23 protein-coding genes, 1 tRNA gene and 1 pseudogene are annotated in these 24,785 nt (G+C 69.0%); 15 read left to right on the top strand and 10 right to left on the bottom strand.

The genetic code is table 11. The annotated features are described in order from the left end of the window. Positions 1-98: 98 nt before the first annotated feature. Both QLQ12_RS10575 and QLQ12_RS10570 read left to right on the top strand, forming a co-directional pair. The gene (locus QLQ12_RS10575; protein WP_282759014.1) at positions 99-671 is read left to right on the top strand and encodes a YceI family protein; all 573 of its coding nucleotides are present in this window, start codon (positions 99-101) and stop codon (positions 669-671) included. A gap of 157 nt (positions 672-828) precedes the next feature. Next, positions 829-2,301 carry a glutamate--cysteine ligase family protein gene (locus QLQ12_RS10570; protein WP_282759012.1) on the top strand — a complete coding sequence of 491 codons (1,473 nt, stop codon included), beginning with the start codon at positions 829-831 and terminating at the stop codon, positions 2,299-2,301. 6 nt (positions 2,302-2,307) lie between these two features. Here QLQ12_RS10570 and QLQ12_RS10565 read toward each other — a convergent pair whose 3' ends face one another. Then, on the bottom strand, positions 2,308-3,534 hold the full coding sequence (locus QLQ12_RS10565; protein WP_282759011.1) for a Hansenula MRAKII killer toxin-resistant protein 1: 1,227 nt from the start codon (positions 3,532-3,534) through the stop codon (positions 2,308-2,310). A 98-nt stretch (positions 3,535-3,632) separates the two neighbouring features. Here QLQ12_RS10565 and QLQ12_RS10560 point away from each other — a divergent pair, with 98 nt between their 5' ends. Beyond that, on the top strand, positions 3,633-4,313 hold the full coding sequence (locus QLQ12_RS10560) for a Stk1 family PASTA domain-containing Ser/Thr kinase (RefSeq protein ID WP_282759010.1): 681 nt from the start codon (positions 3,633-3,635) through the stop codon (positions 4,311-4,313). On the opposite strand, the gene QLQ12_RS10555 is transcribed toward QLQ12_RS10560, so the two are convergent. Then, positions 4,310-4,669 carry a hypothetical protein gene (locus tag QLQ12_RS10555; protein ID WP_282759387.1) on the bottom strand — a complete coding sequence of 120 codons (360 nt, stop codon included), beginning with the start codon at positions 4,667-4,669 and terminating at the stop codon, positions 4,310-4,312. The two genes, QLQ12_RS10560 and QLQ12_RS10555, sit on opposite strands and share 4 nt — an antisense overlap. A gap of 330 nt (positions 4,670-4,999) precedes the next feature. On the opposite strand from QLQ12_RS10555, the pseudogene QLQ12_RS10550 reads away from it, so the two are divergent. From QLQ12_RS10550 to QLQ12_RS10540, 3 genes and pseudogenes are all read left to right on the top strand, one after another. After that, positions 5,000-5,731: pseudogene (locus QLQ12_RS10550) on the top strand (Scr1 family TA system antitoxin-like transcriptional regulator); the annotation flags it as partial. Next, entirely contained in the window at positions 5,716-5,934 is a 219-nt protein-coding gene (locus QLQ12_RS10545) for a DUF397 domain-containing protein (protein ID WP_407651462.1), read from the top strand. The pseudogene QLQ12_RS10550 and the gene QLQ12_RS10545, both read left to right, overlap by 16 nt. Before the next feature lie 165 nt (positions 5,935-6,099). After that, a complete protein-coding gene (locus tag QLQ12_RS10540) occupies positions 6,100-6,549 on the top strand; it encodes a hypothetical protein (protein ID WP_282759008.1) in 450 nt (149 codons plus the stop codon). Positions 6,550-6,563: 14 nt separating this feature from the next. Here QLQ12_RS10540 and QLQ12_RS10535 read toward each other — a convergent pair whose 3' ends face one another. From QLQ12_RS10535 to QLQ12_RS10525, 3 genes are all read right to left on the bottom strand, one after another. Further along, on the bottom strand, positions 6,564-7,172 hold the full coding sequence (locus tag QLQ12_RS10535; protein WP_282759006.1) for a hypothetical protein: 609 nt from the start codon (positions 7,170-7,172) through the stop codon (positions 6,564-6,566). 190 nt (positions 7,173-7,362) lie between these two features. Next, entirely contained in the window at positions 7,363-8,187 is an 825-nt protein-coding gene (locus tag QLQ12_RS10530) for a WecB/TagA/CpsF family glycosyltransferase (RefSeq protein WP_407651453.1), read from the bottom strand. 242 nt (positions 8,188-8,429) lie between these two features. Continuing rightward, positions 8,430-8,512, bottom strand: a tRNA-Leu gene (locus tag QLQ12_RS10525). A 231-nt stretch (positions 8,513-8,743) separates the two neighbouring features. Between QLQ12_RS10525 and QLQ12_RS10520 the strand changes: the two genes are divergently transcribed. From QLQ12_RS10520 to pknB, 7 genes are all read left to right on the top strand, one after another. After that, the gene (locus QLQ12_RS10520) at positions 8,744-9,529 is read left to right on the top strand and encodes an FhaA domain-containing protein (RefSeq protein ID WP_014440161.1); all 786 of its coding nucleotides are present in this window, start codon (positions 8,744-8,746) and stop codon (positions 9,527-9,529) included. 5 nt (positions 9,530-9,534) lie between these two features. Then, the gene (locus tag QLQ12_RS10515; protein ID WP_282759004.1) at positions 9,535-10,017 is read left to right on the top strand and encodes an FHA domain-containing protein FhaB/FipA; all 483 of its coding nucleotides are present in this window, start codon (positions 9,535-9,537) and stop codon (positions 10,015-10,017) included. Beyond that, entirely contained in the window at positions 10,014-11,393 is a 1,380-nt protein-coding gene (locus QLQ12_RS10510) for a PP2C family protein-serine/threonine phosphatase (protein ID WP_282759003.1), read from the top strand. Before QLQ12_RS10515 ends, QLQ12_RS10510 begins: the two co-directional genes overlap by 4 nt. A gap of 75 nt (positions 11,394-11,468) precedes the next feature. Then, positions 11,469-12,926 carry an FtsW/RodA/SpoVE family cell cycle protein gene (locus QLQ12_RS10505; RefSeq protein WP_282759001.1) on the top strand — a complete coding sequence of 486 codons (1,458 nt, stop codon included), beginning with the start codon at positions 11,469-11,471 and terminating at the stop codon, positions 12,924-12,926. Continuing rightward, a complete protein-coding gene (locus QLQ12_RS10500) occupies positions 12,923-14,425 on the top strand; it encodes a penicillin-binding transpeptidase domain-containing protein (protein ID WP_282759000.1) in 1,503 nt (500 codons plus the stop codon). Before QLQ12_RS10505 ends, QLQ12_RS10500 begins: the two co-directional genes overlap by 4 nt. 1 nt (position 14,426) lies before the next feature. Then, positions 14,427-15,788: a serine/threonine-protein kinase gene (locus tag QLQ12_RS10495; RefSeq protein ID WP_282758999.1), complete on the top strand. Its 1,362-nt coding sequence runs from the start codon at positions 14,427-14,429 to the stop codon at positions 15,786-15,788. Next, on the top strand, positions 15,785-17,542 hold the full coding sequence (gene pknB, locus QLQ12_RS10490) for a Stk1 family PASTA domain-containing Ser/Thr kinase (RefSeq protein ID WP_282758997.1): 1,758 nt from the start codon (positions 15,785-15,787) through the stop codon (positions 17,540-17,542). Before QLQ12_RS10495 ends, pknB begins: the two co-directional genes overlap by 4 nt. Positions 17,543-17,629: 87 nt before the next feature. Here pknB and QLQ12_RS10485 read toward each other — a convergent pair whose 3' ends face one another. Genes QLQ12_RS10485 through QLQ12_RS10470 form a run of 4 tightly spaced genes read right to left on the bottom strand, consistent with a single transcriptional unit; the run spans position 17,630 to position 21,152 of the window. Continuing rightward, positions 17,630-18,280 carry an aminodeoxychorismate/anthranilate synthase component II gene (locus QLQ12_RS10485; RefSeq protein WP_282758995.1) on the bottom strand — a complete coding sequence of 217 codons (651 nt, stop codon included), beginning with the start codon at positions 18,278-18,280 and terminating at the stop codon, positions 17,630-17,632. Positions 18,281-18,284: 4 nt separating this feature from the next. Further along, entirely contained in the window at positions 18,285-18,548 is a 264-nt protein-coding gene (locus QLQ12_RS10480) for a hypothetical protein (protein ID WP_282758994.1), read from the bottom strand. Between the two features lie 4 nt (positions 18,549-18,552). Further along, positions 18,553-20,355, bottom strand: coding sequence for a class E sortase (locus QLQ12_RS10475; protein ID WP_282758993.1), 1,803 nt, complete (start codon positions 20,353-20,355; stop codon positions 18,553-18,555). Continuing rightward, a complete protein-coding gene (locus QLQ12_RS10470; RefSeq protein WP_282758991.1) occupies positions 20,355-21,152 on the bottom strand; it encodes a DUF881 domain-containing protein in 798 nt (265 codons plus the stop codon). The genes QLQ12_RS10475 and QLQ12_RS10470 overlap by 1 nt, the downstream gene beginning before the upstream one ends. A gap of 198 nt (positions 21,153-21,350) precedes the next feature. Between QLQ12_RS10470 and QLQ12_RS10465 the strand changes: the two genes are divergently transcribed. Both QLQ12_RS10465 and QLQ12_RS10460 read left to right on the top strand, forming a co-directional pair. Then, a complete protein-coding gene (locus tag QLQ12_RS10465; protein WP_282758990.1) occupies positions 21,351-21,617 on the top strand; it encodes a cell division protein CrgA in 267 nt (88 codons plus the stop codon). 175 nt (positions 21,618-21,792) lie between these two features. Further along, positions 21,793-23,940, top strand: coding sequence for a (Fe-S)-binding protein (locus QLQ12_RS10460; RefSeq protein WP_282758988.1), 2,148 nt, complete (start codon positions 21,793-21,795; stop codon positions 23,938-23,940). Between the two features lie 53 nt (positions 23,941-23,993). Here QLQ12_RS10460 and QLQ12_RS10455 read toward each other — a convergent pair whose 3' ends face one another. Continuing rightward, positions 23,994-24,704 carry a GOLPH3/VPS74 family protein gene (locus QLQ12_RS10455; RefSeq protein WP_282758987.1) on the bottom strand — a complete coding sequence of 237 codons (711 nt, stop codon included), beginning with the start codon at positions 24,702-24,704 and terminating at the stop codon, positions 23,994-23,996. Positions 24,705-24,785: the final 81 nt, after the last annotated feature.

Here is a 24,785-nt window from a genome sequence, read left to right as displayed (position 1 = left end):
ACGAACTGTACCAGGCACTTGACAGGAGGAATATTGCTGAGCATATAGTTGCTCCGTCAGACAAGCATTCCCGCAGAGCTTCGAAAGAAGGCAGTGTCATGACCGTCAGCACCCGTGAGTTCGAAGGTCTTCAGATCCCCGCCGCCGGCACCTACGAGCTCGACGCGGCGCACAAGCAGGTCGGCTTCATGGTGAAGCACCTCATGGTCAGCAAGGTCCGTGGGCAGTTCGCCGAGGCCAGCGCCACGATCGTGGTCGGCGAGAACCCGCTGGACTCCTCGGTCACCGCCTCGATCAAGACGGCCAGCGTCGAGACCGGCCAGATCGACCGTGACAACCACCTGCGCACCGGCGACTTCTTCGAGGCCGAGAAGTACCCGACGATGGAGTACCGCAGCACCGGCGTGAAGTCGCACGCGGGCGCCGAGTTCGTGCTGTCGGGCGAGCTCACCATCAAGGGCGTCACCAACCCCGTCGAGCTGGTCGTCGAGTTCGAGGGCGCCACCACCAGCCCCTACGGGCAGCACGTCTTCGGTTTCAGCGCGCACACCGAGATCGACCGCGAGGACTGGGGCCTGACCTACAACATGGCCCTGGAGGCCGGCGGCGTGATGATCGGCAAGAAGATCAAGATTGAGATCGAGGGCGAAGCCATCCTCCAGCAGGGCTGACCGTGCCCGATCGAGAAGCGCCGCCCGTTTCCGCCAGCGGCGCTTCTCCTGTCGCTGGCGGTCCTCCTCCCGGGATGGCAGGGTGAACCGAGCGCAAGCGTTCGTTCACAGAGCGGTGATCGACGTTGGTTCGTCCTTGGCCGTCCTGGGAGGGCACATGGGCAAAGAACTGGGCACCGCCGTCTTCTCGCCGCATGACCGGGTCCTGTTCCGGCGGAAGGTGCGCTGCTGCGTCGATGTTCTGACCGGCATGCTGGCGAGCGAGCCGTTCGGTTCCGGCGGCCCCACCACCGGCCTGGAAATCGAGATCAACCTGGTCGACGCGGAGGCCGCCCCGGCGATGCGCAACGCCGAGATCCTCGCCGACCTCGGTGATCCGCGCTTCCAGCCCGAACTCAGCCGGTTCAACCTCGAACTGAACGTCCCGCCCCGGCTGGTCTCCGGCGACGGCCTAGGCGACTACGAACAGGACATCCTGGACGCTCTCCGGGCGGCGTCCGAGTGCGCCGGCAAAGGCGAGAGCCGCCTCGCCCTGATCGGCATGCTCCCCACCGTCCGGCCCGGCCACCTGGTCCTGGCCAACCTCTCCGACAACGAGCGGTTCCGGGCGCTGGACCGCGAGATCGCCGGAGCCCGCGGCGACGACTTCCGGATCGACATCGATGGCACCGAGCATTTGGTGGCCAGCAGCGACACGATCGCGCCGGAAGGCGCCTGCACGAGCACCCAGTTCCACATCCAGGTCGCGCCGGCCGACTTCGCGCGGTACTGGAACGCCTCCCAGGCGATCGCCGGCGTGCAGCTCGCGCTCGGCGCCAACTCGCCCTACCTCTACGGGCGCAGGCTCTGGGCGGAGACCCGGATCCCGTTCTTCGAACAGGCCACCGACGCGCGCCCGGACGAGTTCAGCGCGCAAGGCGTCCGGCCCCGGGTCTGGTTCGGTGACCGCTGGATCGACTCGGTCCTCGACCTCTACGAGGAGAACCTCCGATATTTCCCGCCGCTGCTGCCCGAGCTGAGCGAGGAGGACCCGGTCGCGGTCCGCGCCTGCGGAAACATTCCCCATCTGTACGAGCTACGCATGCACAACGGCACCGTCTATCGCTGGAACCGGCCGGTCTACGACGTCTCCGACGGACGGCCCCACCTGCGGGTGGAGAACCGGGTCCTGCCCTCCGGCCCCTCGGTGGCGGACCTGGTCGCGAACGCCGCGTTCTACTTCGGACTGGTCCGGCAGCTCGTTGAGGAGGACCCGCCGATCTGGGCCCGCCTCGCCTTTGCCACGGCCGAGGCGAATTTCCGGGCCGGCGCCCGGGACGGCATCGAGGCTGACCTGACCTGGCCGGGACGGGGCGAGGTGGCGGTGACCGATCTGGTCCGTGACGTGCTGCTGCCACGGGCGCGCACCGGCTTGGACCTGCTGGGAGTGCGTCCGGCCCAGCGGGACCGGCTGCTCGGGATCATCGCGGACCGGTGCCGGACCGGCCGCAACGGGGCGACCTGGCAGACGGCGGCGGTCGGGGCCGCCGAGGCGCGTGGCCTGTCCCGGGCCGCGGCCCTGTGCGAGATGACGCAGCGCTACCTGGAGTACCAACGATCCAACGAGCCGGTCCACACCTGGCCGATCTGACGACCTCTACGGGCGCTTTTCTGGTTCGTCCGGATTGATCCGGGCGACCGTCGGGCTCGCCGGGGGCGGGGTGATCGTCGAGCGCGTCGTCTCGCCGTTGCCGTTCCGGCGTTTCGCGGGCGCGCGGCCGGTCTGCCGGGCAGCCGCGGCGATCTCCGGATCCACCACGGCCGGTTTCGTGGGCTTGTCCGGCACCGTCGCACGCGGGGTGGCGGGGGTCGCCCGGCCGGTCGCGGTCGCCTTCACCGGTAGCGCGTCCTTGACCGCGGGCGTCTCGCCCGCCGGCGGCGCCTCCTTGACCGGTGGCCTCTCGCCCGCAGGCGAGGCGTCCACCGGCTCCGGGACGGCCGCTCGCGGCCGATCGAGACGGCCGTGCCGGCCCTGGGCGATCCCCACCGCGAGCGCGGAGCCCCCCAGACCGGCGAGGGCGGCGTACGGCGCGATGAGGTACGCCGACTCCAGCGGGCCCATCACCTCGGTCAGCTGTGGAGCCAGAGTCAGGAAGGAGAAGGCGACCAGCAGCGGCCCGACCGCTCCGGAGATCGCCGTGCCCAGCCCCACCTCGCCCCGCCATGCCGCCGGAGCCGCCGCCACCGAGCCGATGATGAACGCCGCAACCAAGGTCAACAAGGCGCTCGGCCAGTAGATCCCGCCGTACTGCACCGGACTGACCGACTCGGCGAACTGCCAACTGGTCAGGTACGTCTCGAAGTCACGTCCACTGGCCAGCTCGGCAACCACGCCGGCGACCGCCAGCGCCCACAGCCAGAGCGCGGTCCCGATCAGGTTGGCCGCGACCGGGCCGGAGGACACCGCCCAGAAGGCGACCACGAGCCCGGCGAGCAGGCCGGCTAGCGCGTAACCGCCGGCGACGAGTTGCGGGGAGACCGTGTCGGCGCGCACCGCGGCGCGGGCCGGCAACGCCACCAGGGCGAGAGACACCAGCGCACCCAGCGCCGAGGCGAGCGCCAGCGCGAACCGCCAGAGCCCACGCCACCGGTCCGCGCGCTCGGGGCGCAGCCGCCCGGCGATCACCGCGCCGAGAACGGTCGCGCTCGCCGTGATCCAGGTGGCCCAGCCGAGACTGCCCAGCCACGCGCTGTCACCCTCGATGGCGGTCACCGGCCAGGCGATGACGCCCAAGCCGTACCCGAGGCCCAGTTGTGCGGCCCCGGTGCCGGCGGCGATTCCGGCCGCCGTGGCGGCTTGTGCTGTCCAGCCCTTCTCGGCCATGCCGCGCACTGTACTGGCCCGCGCCGATGTCTGGGAAATGGTCGCCCCGGTTGCTTTCCCCTGGTGGAAACCACACTCGTCGCGCAAGATTCGATACCTTGACGCTGCACTGGAGCGGATGTACGGAGCGGAAGGACGCGGCGATGGCCGAGGAGCGCGATCCGGACCCTGTGGACGATCGTCCCGAATCGGACGACCGCGACGTCTGGACCGGCCGGGCCGGAGTGCGGCCCTACGGCGCTGTCCCCCGGAACCCGTACGACGAGGACAGCGACTGGACCGACCCCGGACAGGCTGAACCGTCGGGCCGGTGGTGGGCGCCGATCGCGGTCGGCACCGTCGCGCTGGTGCTGGTCGGCCTGCTCGCCGTCGGGATCGCGGTGATCGTTCGGAACACCGGCGGAGACGCGGAGACACCCGGGGACACGCCGCCCGCCACCCGTCTGACGAACGGCCCGGACCCGGGAGTCACCACGCCGGGCACCGGCGCGACGGCCACGACGCCGACCACCGAACCCTCCGACCAGGAGGTGAACGTCCCCGCGCTGCGGGGAATGCCCCTCGCGGACGCACAGGCGGCGCTGGCTCGCAGCGGCCTGAAGTGGCGGGTGATCCGCCGCGAGAGCGACGCCGAGCCGGACACGGTGATCAACTGTGACCCCGCCGAGGGCCAGCAGGTGCCGTCGGACACCCGCGTGACCCTCATCGTCGCCGTCGCACGGCAGGGCACACCGACCACTCCGCCGGCCGCCGTGCCGTCGGCCAGCGCTTCCGGTTAGCGGTTGGTGGTGCGGGCCGTCCGCGCGGGGAGGACTCCCGGGCGGGTGGCTGGCTGACGGCCGTTGCGGGCTCGCGGATCGGGCGCCTTCCCGACCTGACGAAGCCCGTTGACCTGCACAAAGATGGAACGGCGCTCGACCGCGTCACCGGCCGAGTTCAGTTCGTAGCCATCCAGCCAGACCCAGCCTTCATACGTCGGCCAGTCGTGGACCCGGATGACCCGGAAAAGCATCGGTGATGCGAATTGGACGCTGGCCGCCTTCGTCACGTGGATGACATCACCGGACCGAGGTAGAACCACGTCATCTCCTGCCCTGAGACCCGTGTGGAGTGTGGACTTTGGTGACTGGTGCATCAGTTTGCCGCCTGAATGCACTTTTGCAAGCCTTCGGGGGAATTGACCATCGAAGGTGGTTGCGGAACGTCACTATCGCCGAACAGCCCCACCCGTGTCGGGGCGAAAGTCCAACTCGGACTTCCGATGGCTCGGCGCCCCGTGATGGACGTCGTTTTGTTCCGTTTCGCCAGTTCTGGCCGCCTCGCTCAAGAACGTTGAGTGATGCAAGCCATACGGAAAGATTGCACCACCAGTGTCGTCGATGCAAGTTGCATGTCACGCTTCCGTGATTCTCCGTGATCATCCACTGTGCTTGGATGATCAAGACCGGACCCGGAGACCGACCGTGTGAATCAACGCCGCAGTCCCGCCCCGCGACGGCGCCGCCTCGGTGTGGAACTGCGCAGACTTCGCGAGGAGGCCGGCGCGGCCATCGATGTGGTGGTGGAACGGCTGGGTTGTTCGCCGTCCAAGATAACGCGTATCGAAACCGGGCATACCGACGCGCAGGCGGCAGGCGTAAGCGATATGACGCACTTTATGGCGCAAATGCTGACATAATGAAAGGGTGAGTCGGAATTGCTCAACCTGCCCGCCGGGAAGGCTGGTGGCATCCCTGCTCGACCGTCCTGAACAGCACTTATGCCGGCTTTAAGGTGGAAGCTAGATCATTCCGGACGCCTGAGCATCCGGTCATTCCGGGCCTTTTGTACACCGAAGCGCACGCAATGGCTTTCATCGGATCCGCCCAATGGGATGACACTGATCAGAGAATCACGCGGCGCGTCCACGTCCGAAGGCAACGGTGGTCGTTGTTGATTCAGGACGATCCAATCGATCTCGGGGTGGTGCTCGATGAAGTGGTGGTCAGCCGACCCGCGACCTCCCCTCCGCCGGCGACCCCGACGCGGTGCTCGCGGCGAACGGGGCCGGTGTGCTCTTCCTGCGCAGGGCGGCGATCGCCGCATGTGCCGCGAGGTCCTCGACACCATTTGGGCGGCCGCCCTGGATCCGGAAGCGTCCAGCGGGATGATCGAGATGCCGGTAGAGGAGCCATTGTGGAAATCCAGGCCAAGGGCCTTCGGGTCGATCTCAACCAGGCTCAGTGGGTCAAGAGCACACGAAGTGGCCCCAACGGCGACAACTGTGTCGAGGTCGCCTTCGTCGGTGAAGCGATCGCGGTCCGTGACTCCAAGAACCCGACAGGACCCGCACTGATCTTCACGGCGGCCGAGTGGGACGCGTTCGTGGGCGGTGCCAAGGACGGCGAGTTCGACCACTGAGGACGCGGGAACGGCCGGCGCGGCGAGCGGATCGCCCGGGTCGGCCGTTGCTATTTGCCCGATTTTGCCGTCGCTGTGTGCGACTCGCCTCGTTGAAAGTCTCAAGCGCGGACCGGACCGCGCTGATGGGCCGGGACACATCACCGAACGAGGCAAGGCAGACAGATGACGATTGGTTCCGAGAACCTCAGCAACGGTTCATCGACGACGGCGCAGGACCGGTTCAGCGGTGGCGTCAGCGCGTACCGGCAGGGCCGGCGCGAGGCGCTCTCCTCCGACAACAGTGACGGCGAGCTGATGTCGCGCAGTGGATCCGGGCTTCCGACCCGGTCTCCGGGCCGGTCGCACAGCATCGAGCCGACCAGCGCGCTGGACCGGGCCGCGAAGCTGCCGTCCCTGGACCTGCCGAGCCTGAGTGAGCCGGTCTTCGGTTCGTCCAGCTGGTCCGACTCCTCATCGAGCCAGTCGATGGCGGACCACCCGCTGCTGCGCGGCCTGCTGCTGGAGCTTCCGGCCCGAGGCACGTTGCCGCCGTCGGAGTGGCTGGACCGCTGGTTCGAGGCGGCGCGCTCCATTCTGGAGCTGCTTTACGTGCAGGAAGCGAAGAAGCAGTAGGGCGGTCGGCCCGTCTAGCGCACACCCACCGGGGTCGGTCGCTCGCGGTCCCGGTCGAGCGACGCCAGCCCCAGCGGGGCCAGGCGGTTGTGGCGCAGCGCCGCCCGGATCCCGATCACGGCGACCGCCAGCACGATCGCGATGACCGCGATGCCCGCCATCGCGGTCGCCTCGCCACCGGGCAGCTCCACCACGCCCGCAGCGATCGGCAAGCCGACCAGCGCGGCGAGACCGGTGACCTGCAGTGGCGCGGCCAGCAGCGGGTGGGCCGCCGCAGCCCGCAGGCCAGGCGGCACCGGCGTGAGCGGTGCGGTGGCGAACGCTCCCGCACCCCGCCGGACCCAACCGAGGCGGCGCACGGTCGCGGTGAGCACGAGCAGGGCCGGTACGGCTGGGAGCAGCGCGGCCGCGGGGGCCGCCGAAACGCCCGGCACCAGTTCGGTGATGAGCGGAACCGCGGCGAACACCGCGACCCCGGCACCGACCAGAGCGGAGAGGAACCCGGCCCGGCGCCGGAGCTGGCGCGCGGAACCGGCGGCGGGCATGCCGTCCGCCAGCAGCCCGGCGGTGAGCCAGACGGCGGCGAGGGTGCCGATCAGGATGACGTCCACAGCGGTGTCCACATCGACAGCGTTCACCGTTTGTGCAAGCCGCGAAACCGGGATATGCCCCGAAGAGCTACCCGTAGGGGTCAAAAACCACCGCGTGTAAACGGACCGTCGCTGTCAGTCGAGAATGTTGCCGACTATGTGGACAAGCCGCACATTCAAAGAGTGACCTGTACCGCACTGTCCGATACAAGATCAGCTCAGCTCAGACCGCGAACTCCCGCACCGGGTCGGTCGCCGGGGCCGGCGGGGTCGCCTTCCACACGCCGAGCTTCTGCGCGCCGAGCCGGCTCAGGTACGCCGGGTTCAGCAGGATGTACCGCTTCCACAGACGCTTGGGCTCCAAGCCGAGGCGCCACAGCCACTCCAGCGCGTACCTCTGCATCCACACGGGCGGGTTCCTCAACAGGCCGGCGTGGTAGTCGAAGGCGGCGCCCACGGCCAGCAGGGGCATGTCCAGCAGCGGCCGCATCGCGTAGGTGAAGATCTCCTGTCGGGGGCACCCGAGCCCGACCAGCACGATCCGGGCGCCGGACGCCTTGATCCGCTCGGCGATCGCCTCCGGCTCGCCCGGCTGCGACTTGCGGAACTTGGACGCCTCCACCCCGGCGATCTTCAGCGCCGGGAACATTCCCTGCAGCGCCGGGACCAACTTCTCCAGGACCGGCTCGGTGGAGCCGTACAGGTAGACGGGGAGTCCCTCGGCGGCGGCCTGCTCGACCACCTTCAGGGTGAGCGACGGGCCGTAGACGCGATCGGTGAGCCCGGCCCCGTGCAACAGGTTCAGTGCCCACCGCACCGGCTGGCCGTCCGGAGTCACCAGATCGAAGGAGTTCAGCCGGGCATTGTGCGCCCGGTCCTCGACTCCGGTCATGACGCCGTGCACCGCCAGGGCCGTCACCGCGAACCCGCGCTGTTCCCGGGCGGCCTCCATGATCTGTGCCGTGGCGGTCGCGTAGTCAGTCGCATCCACCAGCACGCCGAGCACGTTGCGCTTGCCCTGCCCGACACCCGCACCAGTCGCCGTCACGACCGAACTCCACCCTGAAGACCGAATAAAGCGGCGAGCATAACGCCCCCGCAGACATCACCCGAAAGTTGACGCAGCCCCTCGCCGTACCCCCCGAAGGGCTTGATCTTGAGCCGCGAGGGTGAGATGCCCGCCACGTAACGCACCGTGATGCGGGGCTTCCGGGGGCTCGGCCCCCGGAGAAGAAATGACGAGAGGGCCCCCGTCCGCGCGTTCCGCGGACAGAGGCCCCCGCCATCTCGTGGGGATGGGGGGAGTTGAACCCCCACGTCCTTTCGGACACACGGACCTGAACCGTGCGCGTCTGCCATTCCGCCACATCCCCATGTGACTTCCTCGGAGATCATACTTCTGACCTCTTCGGCGGAAGCGGCCTGGTCGGGCCTGCTTCTTGTTACTGGCTGCGACAGACTACGCTGTCGCACGTCACCTAGCGAGTTGATACCGCCCCGGCAACGGAGGAAACATTAGCACGGCGTTGCGGGGCGCCATACGAGGGTCAGAAGTGCCGGCAGCTCTTGGGCTACAGATGCGCAAGCGGTCGCCGGATACCATCATGTCCTCGGAACCCGAGGAGGAGCCGGTGAGCGTGCTGCAGCGCTTTGAGAAGCGATTGGAAGGCCTGGTCGAAGGGGCCTTCGCCAAGGTCTTCAAGGGTGTCGTGCACCCTGTGGAGATTCTGAATGCCATGCAGCGGGAGGCCGAGGCGCACAAGGCCATCCTTGCCGGTGGCCGCACCCTTGTGCCCAACCGCTACGTGATTGATCTGTCGCCATACGACCACAGTCGTCTGGCGCCCTATGCGGCCGCGCTGGCCCAGGAACTCGCCCAGTCACAGGCCGAGTTCATCGGCGAGCAGGCCTGGACCGTCTACGGCGACGTGATCGTCGAGATCGAGCGTGGCGACGGCCTGGACACGGGCATGTTCCGGGTCACGGCGGAGGTCTACACCGGTGGCGAGGTCGCCCCGGTGCAGCAGCCCGCCTACGACGCCGGCCCGCAGTACTCGCCCTACGACCAGCAGGGCGGTTACCCGCCGCACGGTGGTCACGGCGGCCCGCGCAGCGTCGGCCTGGTCTCCGGCGACGGCCGGACCTACCCGCTCCAGATGGGCTCGACCGTGATCGGCCGCGGCGACCAGGCGAACCTTCGCCTGCCCGACGTCGGCATCTCGCGGCGCCACGCCCGGCTGGACTACGACGGCAACCAGGTCGTGCTGACCGATCTGGGCTCGACGAACGGCACCATGGTCAACGGCCAGCGGGTGTCCGCCGTCGCGCTCAACCCGGGCGACATGATCCAGTTGGGCACGACGACGCTGACCTTCCGAGTGGACGGCTAGCCACCTTGCCCGAATTCGTTCTCACCGTCGCCCGGTTCGGGTTCCTGATCCTGCTGTGGATCTTCGTGTTCACGGTGGTCGGAGTGATCCGACGGGACCTCTTCACCGGTGGCCGGTCCAAGAGCATCGTCGCCAGCCCTCGGGGGGTGGGTGGCGCGGTGCTGCAGGGCCGGCCGGCGAAGGTGAAACGCGGCAAGGCGGCGCGTCAGTTGGTCGTGACAGCCGGTAATCTCGCCGGCACGCGAATCACTCTCGGTGAGGCTCCGATCACGATCGGGCGAGCCGAGGATTCGACGCTCGTCATCACCGACGACTTCGCCTCCGCCCGGCACGCCCGGTTGGTCGCCCGTGACGGCCAGTGGTTCGTCGAGGACCTCGGCTCGACCAACGGCACCTACCTTGATCGCGGTAAGGTCTCCGGACCCACTCCAGTCCCCCTTGGCGTTCCGATCCGGATCGGGCGCACTTCTCTCGAGTTACGGCCATGACCCTGACCCTGCGCTATGCCGCTCAGAGCGACCGCGGTCTGATCCGAGACCTCAACCAGGACTCCGTCTACGCCGGGCCGCGGCTTCTCGCTGTCGCGGACGGCATGGGCGGCATGGCCGCCGGTGACGTCGCGTCCAACATCGTCATCGCCGCCATGGCGCCACTCGACGACGACGTCCCCGGGGACGCCATGGTCGACGCCCTGCGGCACGCCGTCGGAACCGCCAACCAGCAGCTCCGGGACACGGTCGACGCCAACCCTCAGCTGGAGGGGATGGGGACCACGCTGACCGCGGTCCTCTTCTCCGGCAGCAAGTTCGGCATGGTGCACATCGGCGACTCGCGGGCCTACCTGCTCCGCAAGGGCGAGTTCGCGCAGATCACCAAGGACGACACCTACGTCCAGATGCTGGTCGACGAGGGCCGGGTCAGCCCGGAGGAGGCGAGCAGCCACCCGCAGCGGTCGCTGCTCACCCGGGCGCTGGACGGCCGCGACATCGACCCGGAGTACTCGGTCCGCCAAGTGCTCAAGGGCGACCGCTACCTGATCTGCAGCGACGGCCTCTCCGGCGTGGTCAGTGGCGAGACCATCGGGCAGACCATGCGCGAGATCAGCGACCCCAAGGCGTGCGTCGAGCGGCTGGTGCAGCTGGCACTACGTGGCGGCGGGCCCGACAACATCACGGTCATCATCGCGGACGCCATCGACAAGGACATCGTCGAGCAGGCGCCGATCGTGGGTGGCGCGGCGTCACTCGACCGTGGCAACACCACGGTCGCCGACAGCTCCACCCCGGCGGCGCGGGCTTCCGCGTTGAAGCCGCCGCCCCGGCCGGCCCAGCCGGAACCGGCGAACGAGTACGACCGCGACCCGGAACCGGCCGGGCATCCGGTGCGGACCACGCTGATGGTGCTGCTCCTGCTCGGTGTGCTCGGTGGTGGCCTGTGGGCCGGCTGGCGGTACACCCAGGACCAGTACTACGTCGGTGCGACGGAGAAGGGCGAACTCGCCATCTTCCAGGGCGTGCCCGGCCAGATCGGCGGACTCGACCTGTCGACGGTGAGCGAGACGAGCACGGTTCGCCTCGACGACCTGACCGCGGCCGCGCAGGAGCGGGTCAAGAAGGGCATCCACGCTCCCGACCAGGCCGCTGCCCGGACCGCGCTGGCAGCCCTGACCGTCGACGAGCCGACGAACGCGAACCTCAAACCGATCTGCACCGCCGCAGGCACGGCGCCGACGGCCGCGGCTACTCCCGCCACCGATGCGAGCGTTGCACCGAACCGGAGCACGCCCGCCTCCGCTCCGACCACCGCCGCTTCCGAAAGCGCTCCGCCGACGGTCGACCCGGTCGGGTGCCGGACCGTCGGCTGAGCACGGCCAACACGTCTGGGGAAATTCTTGACCGCGTCCGCCGTACCGGCTCCCACGCCCGCCTCCACGGGCGAGATGTCGCGTATCCGGGGATTGAAGACTCGCCGCAACGCCGAGCTCGGTCTGCTGGTGTTCGCCATGCTGCTCGTCGCCGCGTTCGGCGCGACGGTGGAGGCCAATCAGTTCGACGAGATCCGACCGAACTTCTGGGTGCCGGCCGCGCTGATCGGTCTTCTCTTCTTCGGCCTGCACATGGTGGTCCGGTTCACCGCACCGTTCGCCGACCCGGTGCTGCTGCCGTCGGTGGCGCTCCTCAACGGCATCGGAGTGGCGTTCCTGCGCCGTCTCGACCTCGAGAACGCGATCGCCAACAAACTGGCCGTGCCCGGATTCTTCGCCGAGACCAGCGGCCGCCAGCTGGCCTGGACGCTGCTGTCGCTAATCCTGGCGGCGGTGCTGCTCCTGCTGCTGCGCGACCACCGGGTGGTCTCGCGATACGCGTACACCCTGGGCCTTGTCGGCATCGTGCTGATGATGATTCCGGCGGTGCTGCCCGCCAGCATCTCCGAGGTGAACGGCGCGAAGCTGTGGATCCGGCTCGGTTCGGTCTCGATCCAGCCGGGTGAATTCGCCAAGCTCGCGCTGGTGTCGTTCTTCGCCTACTACCTGGTCCGCAAGCGTGAGGTGCTGTCGCTGGCCAGCCACCGGGTCCTCGGCATCGACTTCCCGCGTGGCCGCGACCTGGGCCCCGTTCTGACGGTGTGGCTGTTCAGCCTCCTGGTGCTGGTCTTCGAGAAGGACCTCGGCACCGCGCTGCTCTACTTCGGCCTCTTCGTCGTCACCCTTTATGTCGCCACCGAGCGGTCCAGCTGGCTGATCATCGGCCTGATCCTGTTCTTCGGCGGTGTCTACGTCGCATATCTGCTCGGTGACCTGGTCGGTGGTCCGTTCGCGAACTTCTACGACCGGGCCGAGGTCTGGCTCGACCCGTTCTCTCAGGCGAACTACGAGCGAAAGAGCGGAAACAGCTTCCAGCTGGTCCAGGGTCTGCTCGGACTGGGCACCGGTGGCCTGTTCGGCACCGGGCCGGGAGCCGGCTCGCCGTTCAAGGTGCCCGAGGTCCGCACCGACTTCATCTTCGCCGGCCTCGGTGAGGAGATCGGCCTGTTCGGCCTCTCCGCCCTGCTGATCGTCTACCTGCTGATCGTGGAGCGCGGCCTGCACGCGGCGCTGGCGGTCCGTGACTCGTTCGGCAAGCTGGTCGCCGGCGGCCTGGCCTTCACGCTCGGCCTGCAGGTCTTCGTCATCCTCGGCGGCATCACCGGCCTGATCCCGCTGACCGGCCAGACCACCCCGTTCCTTTCCGCCGGTGGTTCGTCACTGATGGCGAACTGGCTGCTCATCGCCATGCTTCTCCGGATCTCGGACGCCGCCCGCCGCCCCGCGACCAGCGGGCCGGAACGGGCCGGCGGCGGGCCGAAGAAGGCACCCACCCAGTTGCACGGCGCCATGACGGAGGTGATCAAGCCGTGAACGCCCCCCTCCGACGCTCCGGCGTCGTCATCCTCGTCCTGTTCGGCATGCTCTTCGCCAATCTCAACTGGATTCAGGCCTACAAGGCCGACGAGTACCGCACCGACCCGCGTAACAACCGGGTCCAGGTCGCCGAGTACGAACGTCCCCGCGGCAAGATCGAAGCGGGCACCGAGACGCTGGCCTCGAACACCGAGACCGACGGGGAGTTGAAGTACCAGCGGATCTATCCGAAGAAGGAGATCTACGCGCCGGTGCTCGGCTACAAGCCGGTCGTGGGCGCCGAGGTCGGCATCGAGGCGGCCGAGAACGACATCCTCTCCGGCTCCAGCGACAAGCTGTTCGCGGACCGGCTCAGCGACATGTTCACCGGCAACAACACCGGTGGCGGAAACATCATCATGTCGCTGAACCCCGCCGCGCAGGAGGTCGCCTGGAAGCAGATGACCAAGAACGAGCGCGGCGTGACCAAGGGCGCGGCGGTCGCGATCGACCCGACCACCGGGGCCGTCCAGGCGCTGGTGTCGATGCCCAGTTACGACCCGAACCCGCTGGCCAGCCACGACGGGAAAGTGGCCACGGACGCGTACAAGAAGCTCATCGCCGACAAGGATCAGCCGCTGCTGAACCGGGGCGTCGCCAACACCCTGCCGCCCGGCTCGGTGATGAAGGTGATCATCTCGGCGGCCGCGCTCCAGGCGGGGTACAACCTCGACACCTCCATCCCTGCGGGCAGCGTCTATCAAGAGGGCGGCGCGACGATCCGCAACTCCGAGGACGAGGTCTGCCCCGGCAATCAGATCACTCTCAAGGACGCGCTGACCACGAGCTGTAACACCGGCTTCTCCAAGCTCGGCGTGAAGCTCGGCCGTGATGTGGTGATGAACACAGCGAAGGCGTTCGGCTTCGAGGACGAGTCGCTCCGGGTCGGTGACCTGGAGGCGACCGACCGGGGCCTGGCGGTCGCGGCCAGCCGCACCGGCGCCATCGCCAACGAGGACGGCAGCGTCGACAAGTCGGCGCTCGCGCAGTCGTCGCTCGGCCAGCGCGACGTCCGGATGACGCCGTTGCTGGGTGCGATGATCGCCGCCTCGGTGGCGAACGACGGCAAGCAGATGCGGCCCTACCTGGTGCAACAGCAGCTCGACTCGGATCGGCGGACGATCTACACGGCCAAGCCGAAGGTTCTGCGCGAGCCGATCGACGCGGCCGTCGCGGGCAACCTGCGCGACATGATGGTCAGCGTCGTCCAGAGTGGCACCGGCAAGAACGCGAAGATCAGCGGCTTCAAGGTCGGCGGCAAGACCGGTACCGCGCAGAACGCCGAAGGCGCCGACCCGCACGGGTGGTTCATCGGCTTCGCGTACGACGAGAACGGCAAAGCGGTTTCTGCGGTGTGCGTCATGCTGGAGAACGTGCCCGGCGGACACGCCAGCGCCGAGGCTGCCCGGATCGCCGGGCTCATCATGAAGGCCGCCGCGAATCGGGGAGGGAACTGACATGATCCGCCCGGGGGTCATGCTCGGTGGGCGATACCGCTTGGAGGAGCGGATCGCCGGCGGCGGCATGGGTGATGTCTGGCGTGGCACGGACGACGTGCTGGGCCGGACGGTCGCCGTCAAGATCCTGCTGCCCGCTCTGCTCGACGAGCCGGGCTTCGCCGAACGGTTCCGTGGCGAGGCGCGGACCATGGCGACCATCAACCACCCGGGCGTCGTCGACGTCTACGACTACGGCAGTGACCAGCAGATCGCTTTCCTGGTCATGGAGTACGTCGAGGGTGACGCCCTGTCCCGCACGCTGAGCCGGGTCGGCCGGCTGACGCCGGCGCGGACCATGGCGCTGGTGGCGCAGGCCGCCGACGCGCTGCAGGCGGCACACGGCAACGGCATCGTGCACCGCGACGTCAAACCCGGCAACCTTCTGGTACGCCCGAACGGCACGCTGGTCCTGACCGACTTCGGTATCGCCCGCTCAGCACTGGTCGGGCAGCTCACCGTGGCCGGGGCGGTGCTTGGCACGGCGTCGTACATCTCGCCGGAGCAGGCCGCCGGTGACGTCGCCACGGCCGCCTCCGATGTGTACGCCCTCGGTGTTGTCGCCTACCAGTGCCTCTCCGGTCATCGCCCGTTCGACGGGGCCACCCCGATCGAGATCGCGATGAAGCACGTCCGGGAGACCCCGCGGCCGCTTCCCGCGGACATCCCGCCCGCGGTCCGTGCCATCGTGGAACGCGCCATGGCCAAGGACCCGGCTGCCCGCTGGCCGAGCGCCTCGGCGATGGCCGCGGTGGCCCGGCAGGCGGCCTCCTCACTGACGACCGCGCAGCAGCCGGCCGGGCAGCCGATGCAGAACTCGCGGCCGACCAGCTCACCGCCGAACCGTCCGCAGTCCGGGGTGCCCACGTCGGGCGCCGCCCGGGCGTCGGTGCCGCGCCCGGTGTCGGGCGCCCGGGGCGCGGCCTCCGTGCCGTCCCCACCGCCGATGGCCCGGCCCATGTCGCCGGCGCCCCCGCCGTACCGCCCGCAGTCGGGTCCGCCGGTCAACAACGCTTATCATTCGGCGCCTGCTCATCCGGCCTCCGCGAAGCCGGAGGGTTCGCTCGGGCGACAGGTGCTCGTGGTTCTGGCCGTGGTTTTGGCGTTGCTGGTGCTGCTCTGCGCCGGGGTCATCTCTTTCCTGTTACGAAGCGGCAACGGCAATCCCGTCTCAGGCAGCGTGCTGGGTCATCACAGCAGCTCTGGGGCTATCCTCCGCTCGGGCGTGGCCGCTGACCCTCTGTCGGTGGCGTCGTACCGTCTTATGCAGGCCGATGCCCAGCTCGGCTGGTTCCGACCGAACGAAGGACGACAGACGTTATGACGGCGCAGGCCCGCCTGCTCGGTGGCAGGTACCAGGTCGGCGAGCTGCTCGGCTACGGCGGCATGGCCGAGGTGCACAAGGGTCGTGACCTGCGCCTTGGCCGGGATGTCGCGATCAAGATGCTGCGCACCGACCTAGCCCGTGACGCCACGTTCCAGGAGCGGTTCCGTCGTGAGGCACAGAACTCGGCGGCTCTGAACCACCCGGCGATCGTCGCTGTCTACGACACCGGCGAGGAGATCTCGGACGCCGGTGAGAAACACCCGTTCATCGTCATGGAGTTCGTCAACGGCCGGACCCTCAAGGAGGTCCTCGCCCAGGAGCAGCGGTTGCAGCCACGCCGCGCTCTGGAGATCATCGCCGATATCTGCGCGGCGCTGGAGTTCAGCCACCGGCACGGGATCATCCACCGGGACATCAAGCCCGGCAACGTGATGATCACGCAGAACGGCCAGGTCAAGGTGATGGACTTCGGTATCGCCCGGGCCCTGGCCAGCGGCGCCACCACGATGACGCAGACCAGCGCGGTCATCGGTACCGCCCAATACCTCTCACCCGAGCAGGCGCGCGGCGAGTCGGTCGACGCCCGTTCCGATGTGTACGCGGCCGGCTGCGTCCTCTTCGAGCTGGTCATCGGGCACCCGCCGTTTGTGGGCGACAGCCCGGTCAGCGTGGCGTACCAGCACGTGCGTGAGGAACCGCGTGTCCCCAGTTCGGTCAACCGCGATGTCCCGCCGGACATCGACGCGATCGTCCTGAAGGCGCTCGCCAAGAACCCGCTCAACCGTTACCAGAGCGCGCAGGAGATGCGCGCCGACGCGCTGCGTGCCGTCTCCGGCCGCCCGGTGATGGCGACCCCGGTGATGAGCCAGGCCGAGACCATGGCGATGACCGGCGGGGCCGGCCAGTGGCAGCCGCAGGGCGCCACCACGGTGCAGCGGCCGGTTCAGCCCGCGATGGCGGGCCCCGACAAGCCGGAGAGCCGCTCCTCCTGGGTGATGGCCGTGGTGGCGGGCCTGGCGGTGCTGGTCGTCGTGGTCCTCGGCGTCGCTCTGGCGATGTCCAAGGGCAACGAGAAGGACAAACCCACCGGTCCCACCACGGTGGCCATGCCCCGGCTGGAAGGACTGACGCCGGAAGACGCGGAGGCCGAACTCAACCGGCTCGGGTTGACCAACACCAAGGTGTCGGCCGAGACGAAGAAGGACTGCACCGGCACGGTGTCGCTGCAGAACCCGAAGCCCGGCGCGAACGTGACGGCCGCCGATGTGATCACCTACAAGGTCTGCAACCCGCTGGCCGCCGTGACGGTGCCGAGTGATCTGAAGGGCGTCAGCGCCAGCACCGCCGAGAGGCGGCTCGCCGGGCTCGGGCTCGTTCCCAAGATCCAGCGGGTGAACAGCACCGACGAGAAGGACCGGGTGCTCGACGTCGAGAAGGCCGGCGAGAGTGTCGACCAAGGCACCACGATCACGGTCAAGGTCTCCAACAACGCCCTGGTGAAAGTGCCCGATGTCGAGAACAAATCGTTCGATGCCGCCCAGGCCCTACTGGAGATCAACGATCTGATCGCCGAACCGATCGAGGTGCAGGCCGACGGTGTCCCCGGCACTGTGATCAAGCAGCTCACCGAGGCCGACAGAGAAGTCAAGCGGAACTCAAAGGTCCAGCTCCAGGTGATCGCCGCCACGGGCGCCCCGGACCCGAGCGCCAGCGCGTCGGGCGGCGCCGGGACCGGCGAGAACGACAACTAGTCACCGACGACGGCTAGTCACCGACGACGGGCGAAGGCCGGTGATCCCTGTCGGGGGTCACCGGCCTTTCTCGTGTTCCGGGGTTGATCAGGCGGCGGCGAAGGCGGAGCGGCGTCGGCTCTCCACCTCGGCGGCGAGCGGGGGCGCCTTCTCCAGAGCCGACGGCAGGCCACAGAAGGCGAGCCAGTTCGCCAGCATGGTGTGACCGCCTTCGGTCAGCACCGACTCGGGGTGGAACTGCACACCCTCGATCGGCAACTCCCGGTGCCGCATCGCCATGACCACGCCGGACTCGGTCGTCCCGGTCACCTCGATCTCGTCCGGCAGGGTCTCCGGCAGGACGGCGAGCGAGTGGTACCGGGTCGCGGTGAACGGGTCGGGCAGCCCGGTGAGCACGCCGACGCCCTGGTGGCGCACCTCGGAGGTCTTGCCGTGCAGCAACTCGGGCGCGCGGGTCACGGTGGCCCCGAAGGCCGCACCGATCGCCTGGTGGCCGAGGCACACGCCGAACATCGGGATCTTCCCGGCGTACTCCTTGATCACATCCATCATGATCCCGGCGCGGGTCGGCTCCCCCGGGCCCGGTGAGAGCAGGATGCCGGCCGCGCCGAACTTGTTTACGTCGGCGACCGAGATCTCGTCGTTGCGGCGCACCTCGCACTCCGCACCGAGTTGACCGAGGTATTGCACCAGGTTGAAGACGAAGGAGTCGTAGTTGTCGATCACCAGAATGCGCACGTCATCACCTACGGGGACTGGGCGAAGGCTGATTGGAGGTGGTGCTGTAGGGCAGTTCGTCGGGACCCTCGTCACCGGGAACGACCGTGTCCGAGCCGGGCTCGCCCGTTCCGGCTTCGACCTGGACGTCGTCGAAGGGCAGCAGCGGGGTGGCCCACGGGAAGATCACATACCAGAGCAGGCTGCCGACCGCCGCGACCAGCACGAGCGAGAAGGTCAGCTTGCTCCAGGTGCCACCGGGGAACCGGTGCCAGATCCACGCGTACACGGCCTCACGCCTTCATCTCGGCCGGCATGCCGGCGTCCGTCAGGGCCTGATCCCGGGGGACCGTCTTGACCAGTTCGGCGTGGATGATCAGGCGCTCGTAGTTGTTGAATTTCGGGTTGCACGTGGTCAGGGTGAGCAGCGCCTTGGTCGCCTTGCTCTTGGGCTTGCCCGGCACCGGGGCGACCACCTCGACCTGGTTCGGCTTCACGACCTGCTGCTGGTAGACGCGGTAGACATACCAGCTCTCCCGGGTCTCGACGCCGATCACGTCGCCGTCCAGGAGTTCGTCCAGCCGCCAGAAGATCTTCCGGACCCGGTGGCCGGCTACCGAGAAGTTGCCGACCTGGCCGGGCTTCGCGGTCTCCGGGTAGTGGCCCGGCGCGTATCGGATGTCGTCGGGCTGGACGCCGTCGACGACCACCCACTTCTTGTCGAGCTTCGGGATGTAGAGGCGGCCGACCAGGTTGGCGCCGGGTGCGGCCGGGCCCTGCTTGGCCGGCGTATTCGCGGTCGGGGCGACCGTCGGGTCGGCCCAGGCCTGGTCCAGTTCCTCGGTCAGGCTGTCCTGCTCGGAGTCGACCGCGGCCGAGTTGCCGAAGACCTGATAGCCGGCGAAGAGCAGGACCACCAGACCGAAAGTGATCATCAGCTCGCCGGAGGTGCGGATGCCGGTGCGGATCCGTGACCCGATCGTCGGGCGGGTCAGCTCGGAGTAGACGCTCTTGTAGCCGGCCTCGGTCTGCTCGGGCCGCAGCTGGACCACCCGCTCACCACGCTTCGGCTTGGCGGGTTCCGCCGGGCCGGACTCCGCGTCGGCCACGCCGCTCTCGGAGCGCGCTCCCGTCACGGCGGGCACCGGTGCGGCGCCGAGAGCGACCTCCGGGCCGGCGGCCTCGCGGGCGGCCTGTGCCGCGCTGACCGCCGGACGGGGCGCGGGGGTGGGCCGGCCCGGCGGGGAGCCACCGGGCGGAACGGCGGGGAGCAGGCCGGTCGGGGCGTCGATGGTGCGGAGGACCGTCGTCGCGCTCGGATCACGGGTCGTCCCGGCCGTCCACGCCGTCTCGCCGCCCGCCACCGGGTCCTTCGCGGGCAGCCAGTCGGCGGCGCCGTCGGCGGCCCCGGGCCGCTCCGGCGGCGGCCAGGCGGCTTCGGCGCGGGAGGGAACCGGCGGGGCCGGCGAGGGCGGACTCTGCTGAGCCGGCTGGAGGTGGGCCTGCGAGGGCGGGCCCTGTGGTGCGAGGCCCGGCTGTCCGGTGGCGGGCGCCCAGGCGGTCGTCGTGCCGTCGTAGGAGCTCGCCGGCGACCCGGCCGGAAGGTCGATCCGCGCGGTCGCGGACGGGTCCCACGCCGTGTTTCCGGGCGGTGGGGCGGGCTCGGGCCGTGGCGCCGGCCGGCGGACGTCGAAGGCGGCCGCCGCCGGGGCGCCTTGCGGGCCGCTGAGCGGCTCGCTGAGCGGCGCAACCCACTGCGGTGTGGTCTCGGAGACCAACGGGACGGTGGAACCGCCCCGTTGGTCTCCGAGGGTCACCGGCGGCGCCGGAGGCTGGAGTGAGCGCCGCCGCGGGTCGGCCGCTGCGGCGTTGATCTCGTCGAGTCCCGGGGCCGCGGACGCCCGGGGTGTCGCGGACCGCGGCGGCCGCGGGTCGACGTTGCCGCCGAGGCCGACCGGCGGCGCGAGCGGCCCGCCGGGGACGCCGTCCGGCGACGCGTCGGTGATGCGCGGGATGTAAGCGGTCTGCGCGTCGGCGTCCGGCGCGCGGTGACGGCCCGAGCCCGGCGGGTTCGCGGGGTACTCCGGGGGCGCCATCACCGGGCAGCCTGCGCCGATCGGAGATCGGTCGATCCGTCGTACGCCTGCACTCTCACGTCCTTCTCCACCTTTTCCGTGTAACCGAGCCCGAAGTCGGTCACGGCTTCCCGGAACTCCCTGACTCCCTCTGCCGACTCCAACGCACGACTCAGCGCTGTGGGTTCGCCGATCGCTGTGATCTTGAAGGGTGGTGAGAAGACCTGGCCGTGGAGGAGCAGCGTGTTGCCGACACAGCGTACCGCGCTGGTGGAGATCACCCGGACATCCATGATCGTCATAGCCTCGGCCCCACCTGCCCAGAGTGCGTTAACGACGGCCTGCACATCGCCCTGGTGCACGACCAGATCGTCGTTGTTGGGAGCGTTGTCGCCGAAGTCGGACCCGCGGCGGGGCGAGTCGTTGAGGGTGACCGTCATCCCCGGGCCGTGCAGTGCGGAGAACCCGGCCGACTGGCGCAGGGCGTCGGCCTGGTCCCGGGCCGGCTGGTCGAGCTCCGCCAGGCGGCCCGTCTCCCGGTCGACCTCGGCGAGCAGGTCGGCGGCGTCCCGCTCGTTCGCCTCCAGCCGCTCGCGCTTCTCGGCGATCAACTGATTCAGCTGCGGGCGCCGGTCGTCGCGCAGTGCCGTACCGTCGGCGATGGTCGCTGACGTGGTGAAGAGCAGGCCCGCCGCCAGCGCGATCAGCGGGACCCCGGCGGACCAGACGGACCGGCGGTGACCGCGCCGGGGCCGGAGGCCGCGGGCGACACGCCGCACCACGAGGCGCCAGGAGGCTCCAGCGGCGCTGTTTTTCACGTCGCCTCCCTCTCGAAAAGCCACCCCGCCCCCTCAAGAACAGACGCTCGGGGTATTTTCTCGCCCCGGCGGGTGCCTGTCTGCGTACCGCCTTGACTACGCTAGCGGTCGAACAGTATTCGCCACGGGCAGCATTCGGGAGTTCCGGAGCCGCTCAGCGGTGGGTTGTTCACCACTTGTTGCCCTCAGGAGAGCACCGTGCCGAAGTCACAGGTTCGCAAGAAGAAGGTCTACACCCCGCCGTCGGACGTCAGCCCGGCGGTGAAAGGTGCGTCCAACAAGCCGAGTCCCACGTGGCTGCCGGTCACCGCGGTGACCCTGATCGTCGTGGGCATCGGCTGGCTCGTCGTGTACTACCTCTCGGATGCTCAGCAGTACCCGGTGGGATCATGGGGCTACTGGAACCTCGCCGTTGGGTTCGGCTGCATGGTGAGCTCGTTGGGCCTCCTGTCGCGCTGGCGCTGACCACGCCTGTTATCCGTTACTGCGGATACGTGAAAATCCTCGAAAGTGAGCGCACCCCCGCCCGGCGTGGGGTGCGCTTTCGACTGGGGGGCGCACTGGATTGACCTGCGGCGCGCGCCCGTCTATTACTCGTGGGTAACATGGGTTGGCGCACCGCCGACCGAGGAGGCACCAGATGGGCATCGCGCAGATCATCGCCACCGTCTTAGCGGGGGTAATCACGGCGGTGGCCGTCTACTTGGCGGTCCGAGCGGTGATGACCATCACCGCGGTGATCCGCCAGGGCCAGCCGGACCCGGCCCGGTTCGAGGATCCGAAGACCCGGACGAAGACCATGCTGGTGGAGACCGTCGGTCACACCAGGATGCTCAAGTGGAGCGCGATCGGCGCCGCCCACTGGCTCGTCATGGTCTCGTTCGTCATCCTGTCGTTGCTCGTGCTCGAGGCGTACTTCGAGGTGGTCAACCCGAAGCTGGGCCTGCCCGTCATCGGTCATTGGGTGGTTTTCGGCCTGGTCACCGAGTGGATCGGCATCCTCGGCATGATCGGGATTCTCTACCTGGTCTTCGTCCGCCAGCGGCAGAAGCCGGGCGCGGTGAAGCGGAGCCGGTTCCTCGGTTCGACCATGTGGCAGGCGTACTTCGTCGAGGCGATCATCATCGGCGTCCTGATCTTCGGGTTCCTGATCCGGGGCTTCAAGGTCGCCACCGACCACTTCGAGTACCCGCTGTGGGCCGCCCCGCTCAGCCACGCCATCGGCTCCGTGCTCCCGGACTGGGAGGACGGCGCCACCTGGATGGCGCTCATCAAGATCATGATCTCGATGACCTGGCTGATCACCATCTCGCTGAACCCGACGATGGGTGTCGCCTGGCACCGCTTCCTGGCGTTCTTCAACATCTACTTCAAGCGCAGCCCGGAGAAGCCGGCCGGTTCCGGCCTCGGCGCGCTGAAGCCGATGATGAGCGAGGGCAAGCCGCTCGACTTCGAGGAGGCCGACCCGGAGAAGGACCTCTTCGGCGTCAACCAGGTCGAGCAGTTCACCTGGAAGGGTCTGCTCGACTTCTCCACCTGCACCGAGTGTGGCCGCTGCCAGTCGCAGTGCCCGGCCTGGAACACGGCCAAGCCGCTGTCGCCGAAACTGCTGGTCCTGTCGCTGCGTGACCACGCCTACGCCAAGGCGCCGTACCTGCTGGCCGGCGGCGGCAAGGACCTGATGGGCGAGGAGAAGGCCACCGAGGCCCAGCTCGCGCACATGGACGTCCTGGCGCTCGCCGAGGGCAACCGTCCGCTGGTCGGCACCGCCGAGGAGCAGGGCATCATCGACCCGGACGTCCTGTGGTCCTGCACCACCTGCGGCGCCTGTGTCGAGCAGTGCCCGGTCGACATCGAGCACATCGACCACATCGTCGACATGCGCCGTTACCAGGTGCTGATCGAGTCGAGCTTCCCCTCCGAAGCCGGCGTCATGCTCCGCAACCTGGAGAACAAGGGCAACCCGTGGGGCGCCCCGCAGAACACCCGCGAAGACTGGACCAAGGGCCTCGACTTCGAGGTGCCGCGGGTCGGCGAGGTCGAGGAGTTCGACTACCTCTTCTGGGTCGGCTGCGCCGGCGCGTTCGAGGACCGGGCCAAGAAGACCACCCGCGCGGTCGCCACGCTCCTGCACGAGGCGGGCGTCAACTACGCCATCCTCGGTGAGGGCGAGACCTGCACCGGCGACCCGGCCCGCCGCATCGGCAACGAGTTCATCTTCCAGATGCTGGGTCAGCAGAACGTCGAGACGCTGAACGAGGCCTTCGGCGACCAGAAGGTCAAGCGGATCGTCGCGACCTGCCCGCACTGCTTCAACACCCTCGGCAACGAGTACGAGCAGCTCGGCCTCAAGGTCGAGGTGGTCCACCACACCCAGCTGCTGGCCCACCTGGTCAAGGAGGGCAAGCTCACGCCGGTCCAGCCGATCGAGGGCGACGTGACCTACCACGACCCCTGCTACCTGGGCCGCCACAACCGGGTCTTCGATGCTCCCCGCGAGGTTCTGGGTGAGGCCGCCAACGTGGTCGAGATGCCCCGCAACCAGGAGCGCTCCTTCTGCTGCGGCGCCGGCGGCGCCCGGATGTGGATGGAGGAGAAGATCGGCAAGCGGATCAACGTGGAGCGCACCGAGGAGGCACTGGCGACCGGCGCCAAGACCATCGCCGTGGGCTGCCCGTTCTGCTACACGATGATCGGCGACGGGGTGACCGGCAAGGGCAAGCAGGAAGAGGTCGAGGTGGTCGACGTGGCCACGGTCCTGCTCCGCTCGCTCAAGCAGGACGTCTGATCCTGGAGCTTCTGACGATGGCCGGTCGCGATGGCGCCCGGCCATCGGCCGTTTCAGGACCCGCCGCCACCGCCGCCCCCATCGCCGCCACCGCCACCGCCGTCACCACTACCGCCGTCACCCCCGCCGCCGGTCACCACCGCGGCCGCCACGGCCACCTGCACGTCACGGATGACCTTGCGTACCGCCTCGGCCGCCCAGTCGCCCTCGCCGATCTCCGCCAGCCGCGCCCGGACCTGCTTGCGGTCCATATCCGGGAAGACCTTCCGGTCCATCTCCGTCGCGGCGATCAGGGCACAGAGCGCGCCGGTACGAGGTTCGACCGTCCCCACCCGCTCCACCGCGGCACGCAGCCGGCCGCGCACCGCGGTCTCCGCCACCGGTTCGGTCCCGTGCGCCGACGGGTACCGGGTGCGCGGGAACACGCCGAGGACCCTGCTGTGCTCGGCGCGCAAGACCTCGGAGGTGACCAGGCGATCGAGCACACGCTGCCGGACGCCCTTGGGGGGCCTGCGCACCCAGTGGCTCGGCTTGCGCTCCCGGCTCTCGCCGGCGATGTGGGTCAGCGTCTCGTCGGCGAGTGTCTCGCCGACGGGTGTGGCGTCCAGCACCACGACCTTCCTGTTCGACATCCCGATGCGCTCGGCCAGCGCCAGCTCCACCAGCAGTGCCCCACCCAGCGCATAGTCCAGCCGGGTGCCGTCGATGATCCGGCGGCCTTCGTCGTCGTGCGCGAGAAGTGTGAACTCTTCCAGGAGGTTCATGTCCCGACGGTAAGACAGGCTGTCACCGGCGCGGTTAGTGGTGGATGGTCCCGGTCCGGCACAATGAGGTCCGAGGTGAAG

Source organism: Actinoplanes sandaracinus (assembly GCF_030009775.1).
GTDB lineage: Bacteria > Actinomycetota > Actinomycetes > Mycobacteriales > Micromonosporaceae > Actinoplanes > Actinoplanes sandaracinus.
This window is presented reverse-complemented; position numbering and strand designations above follow the sequence as displayed.

Bases quoted from the DNA above. Each gene is read 5' to 3' on its own strand.
- QLQ12_RS10575 (WP_282759014.1), top strand. From the start codon at position 99: ATGACCGTCAGCACCCGTGAGTTCGAAGGTCTTCAGATCCCCGCCGCC.
- QLQ12_RS10570 (WP_282759012.1), top strand. From the start codon at position 829: ATGGGCAAAGAACTGGGCACCGCCGTCTTCTCGCCGCATGACCGGGTC.
- QLQ12_RS10565 (WP_282759011.1), bottom strand. From the start codon at position 3,534: ATGGCCGAGAAGGGCTGGACAGCACAAGCCGCCACGGCGGCCGGAATC.
- QLQ12_RS10555 (WP_282759387.1), bottom strand. From the start codon at position 4,669: ATGCACCAGTCACCAAAGTCCACACTCCACACGGGTCTCAGGGCAGGA.
- QLQ12_RS10540 (WP_282759008.1), top strand. From the start codon at position 6,100: ATGACGATTGGTTCCGAGAACCTCAGCAACGGTTCATCGACGACGGCG.
- QLQ12_RS10520 (WP_014440161.1), top strand. From the start codon at position 8,744: ATGTCCTCGGAACCCGAGGAGGAGCCGGTGAGCGTGCTGCAGCGCTTT.
- QLQ12_RS10510 (WP_282759003.1), top strand. From the start codon at position 10,014: ATGACCCTGACCCTGCGCTATGCCGCTCAGAGCGACCGCGGTCTGATC.
- QLQ12_RS10505 (WP_282759001.1), top strand. From the start codon at position 11,469: ATGTCGCGTATCCGGGGATTGAAGACTCGCCGCAACGCCGAGCTCGGT.
- QLQ12_RS10495 (WP_282758999.1), top strand. From the start codon at position 14,427: ATGATCCGCCCGGGGGTCATGCTCGGTGGGCGATACCGCTTGGAGGAG.
- pknB (WP_282758997.1), top strand. From the start codon at position 15,785: ATGACGGCGCAGGCCCGCCTGCTCGGTGGCAGGTACCAGGTCGGCGAG.
- QLQ12_RS10475 (WP_282758993.1), bottom strand. From the start codon at position 20,355: ATGGCGCCCCCGGAGTACCCCGCGAACCCGCCGGGCTCGGGCCGTCAC.
- QLQ12_RS10460 (WP_282758988.1), top strand. From the start codon at position 21,793: ATGGGCATCGCGCAGATCATCGCCACCGTCTTAGCGGGGGTAATCACG.
- QLQ12_RS10455 (WP_282758987.1), bottom strand. From the start codon at position 24,704: ATGAACCTCCTGGAAGAGTTCACACTTCTCGCGCACGACGACGAAGGC.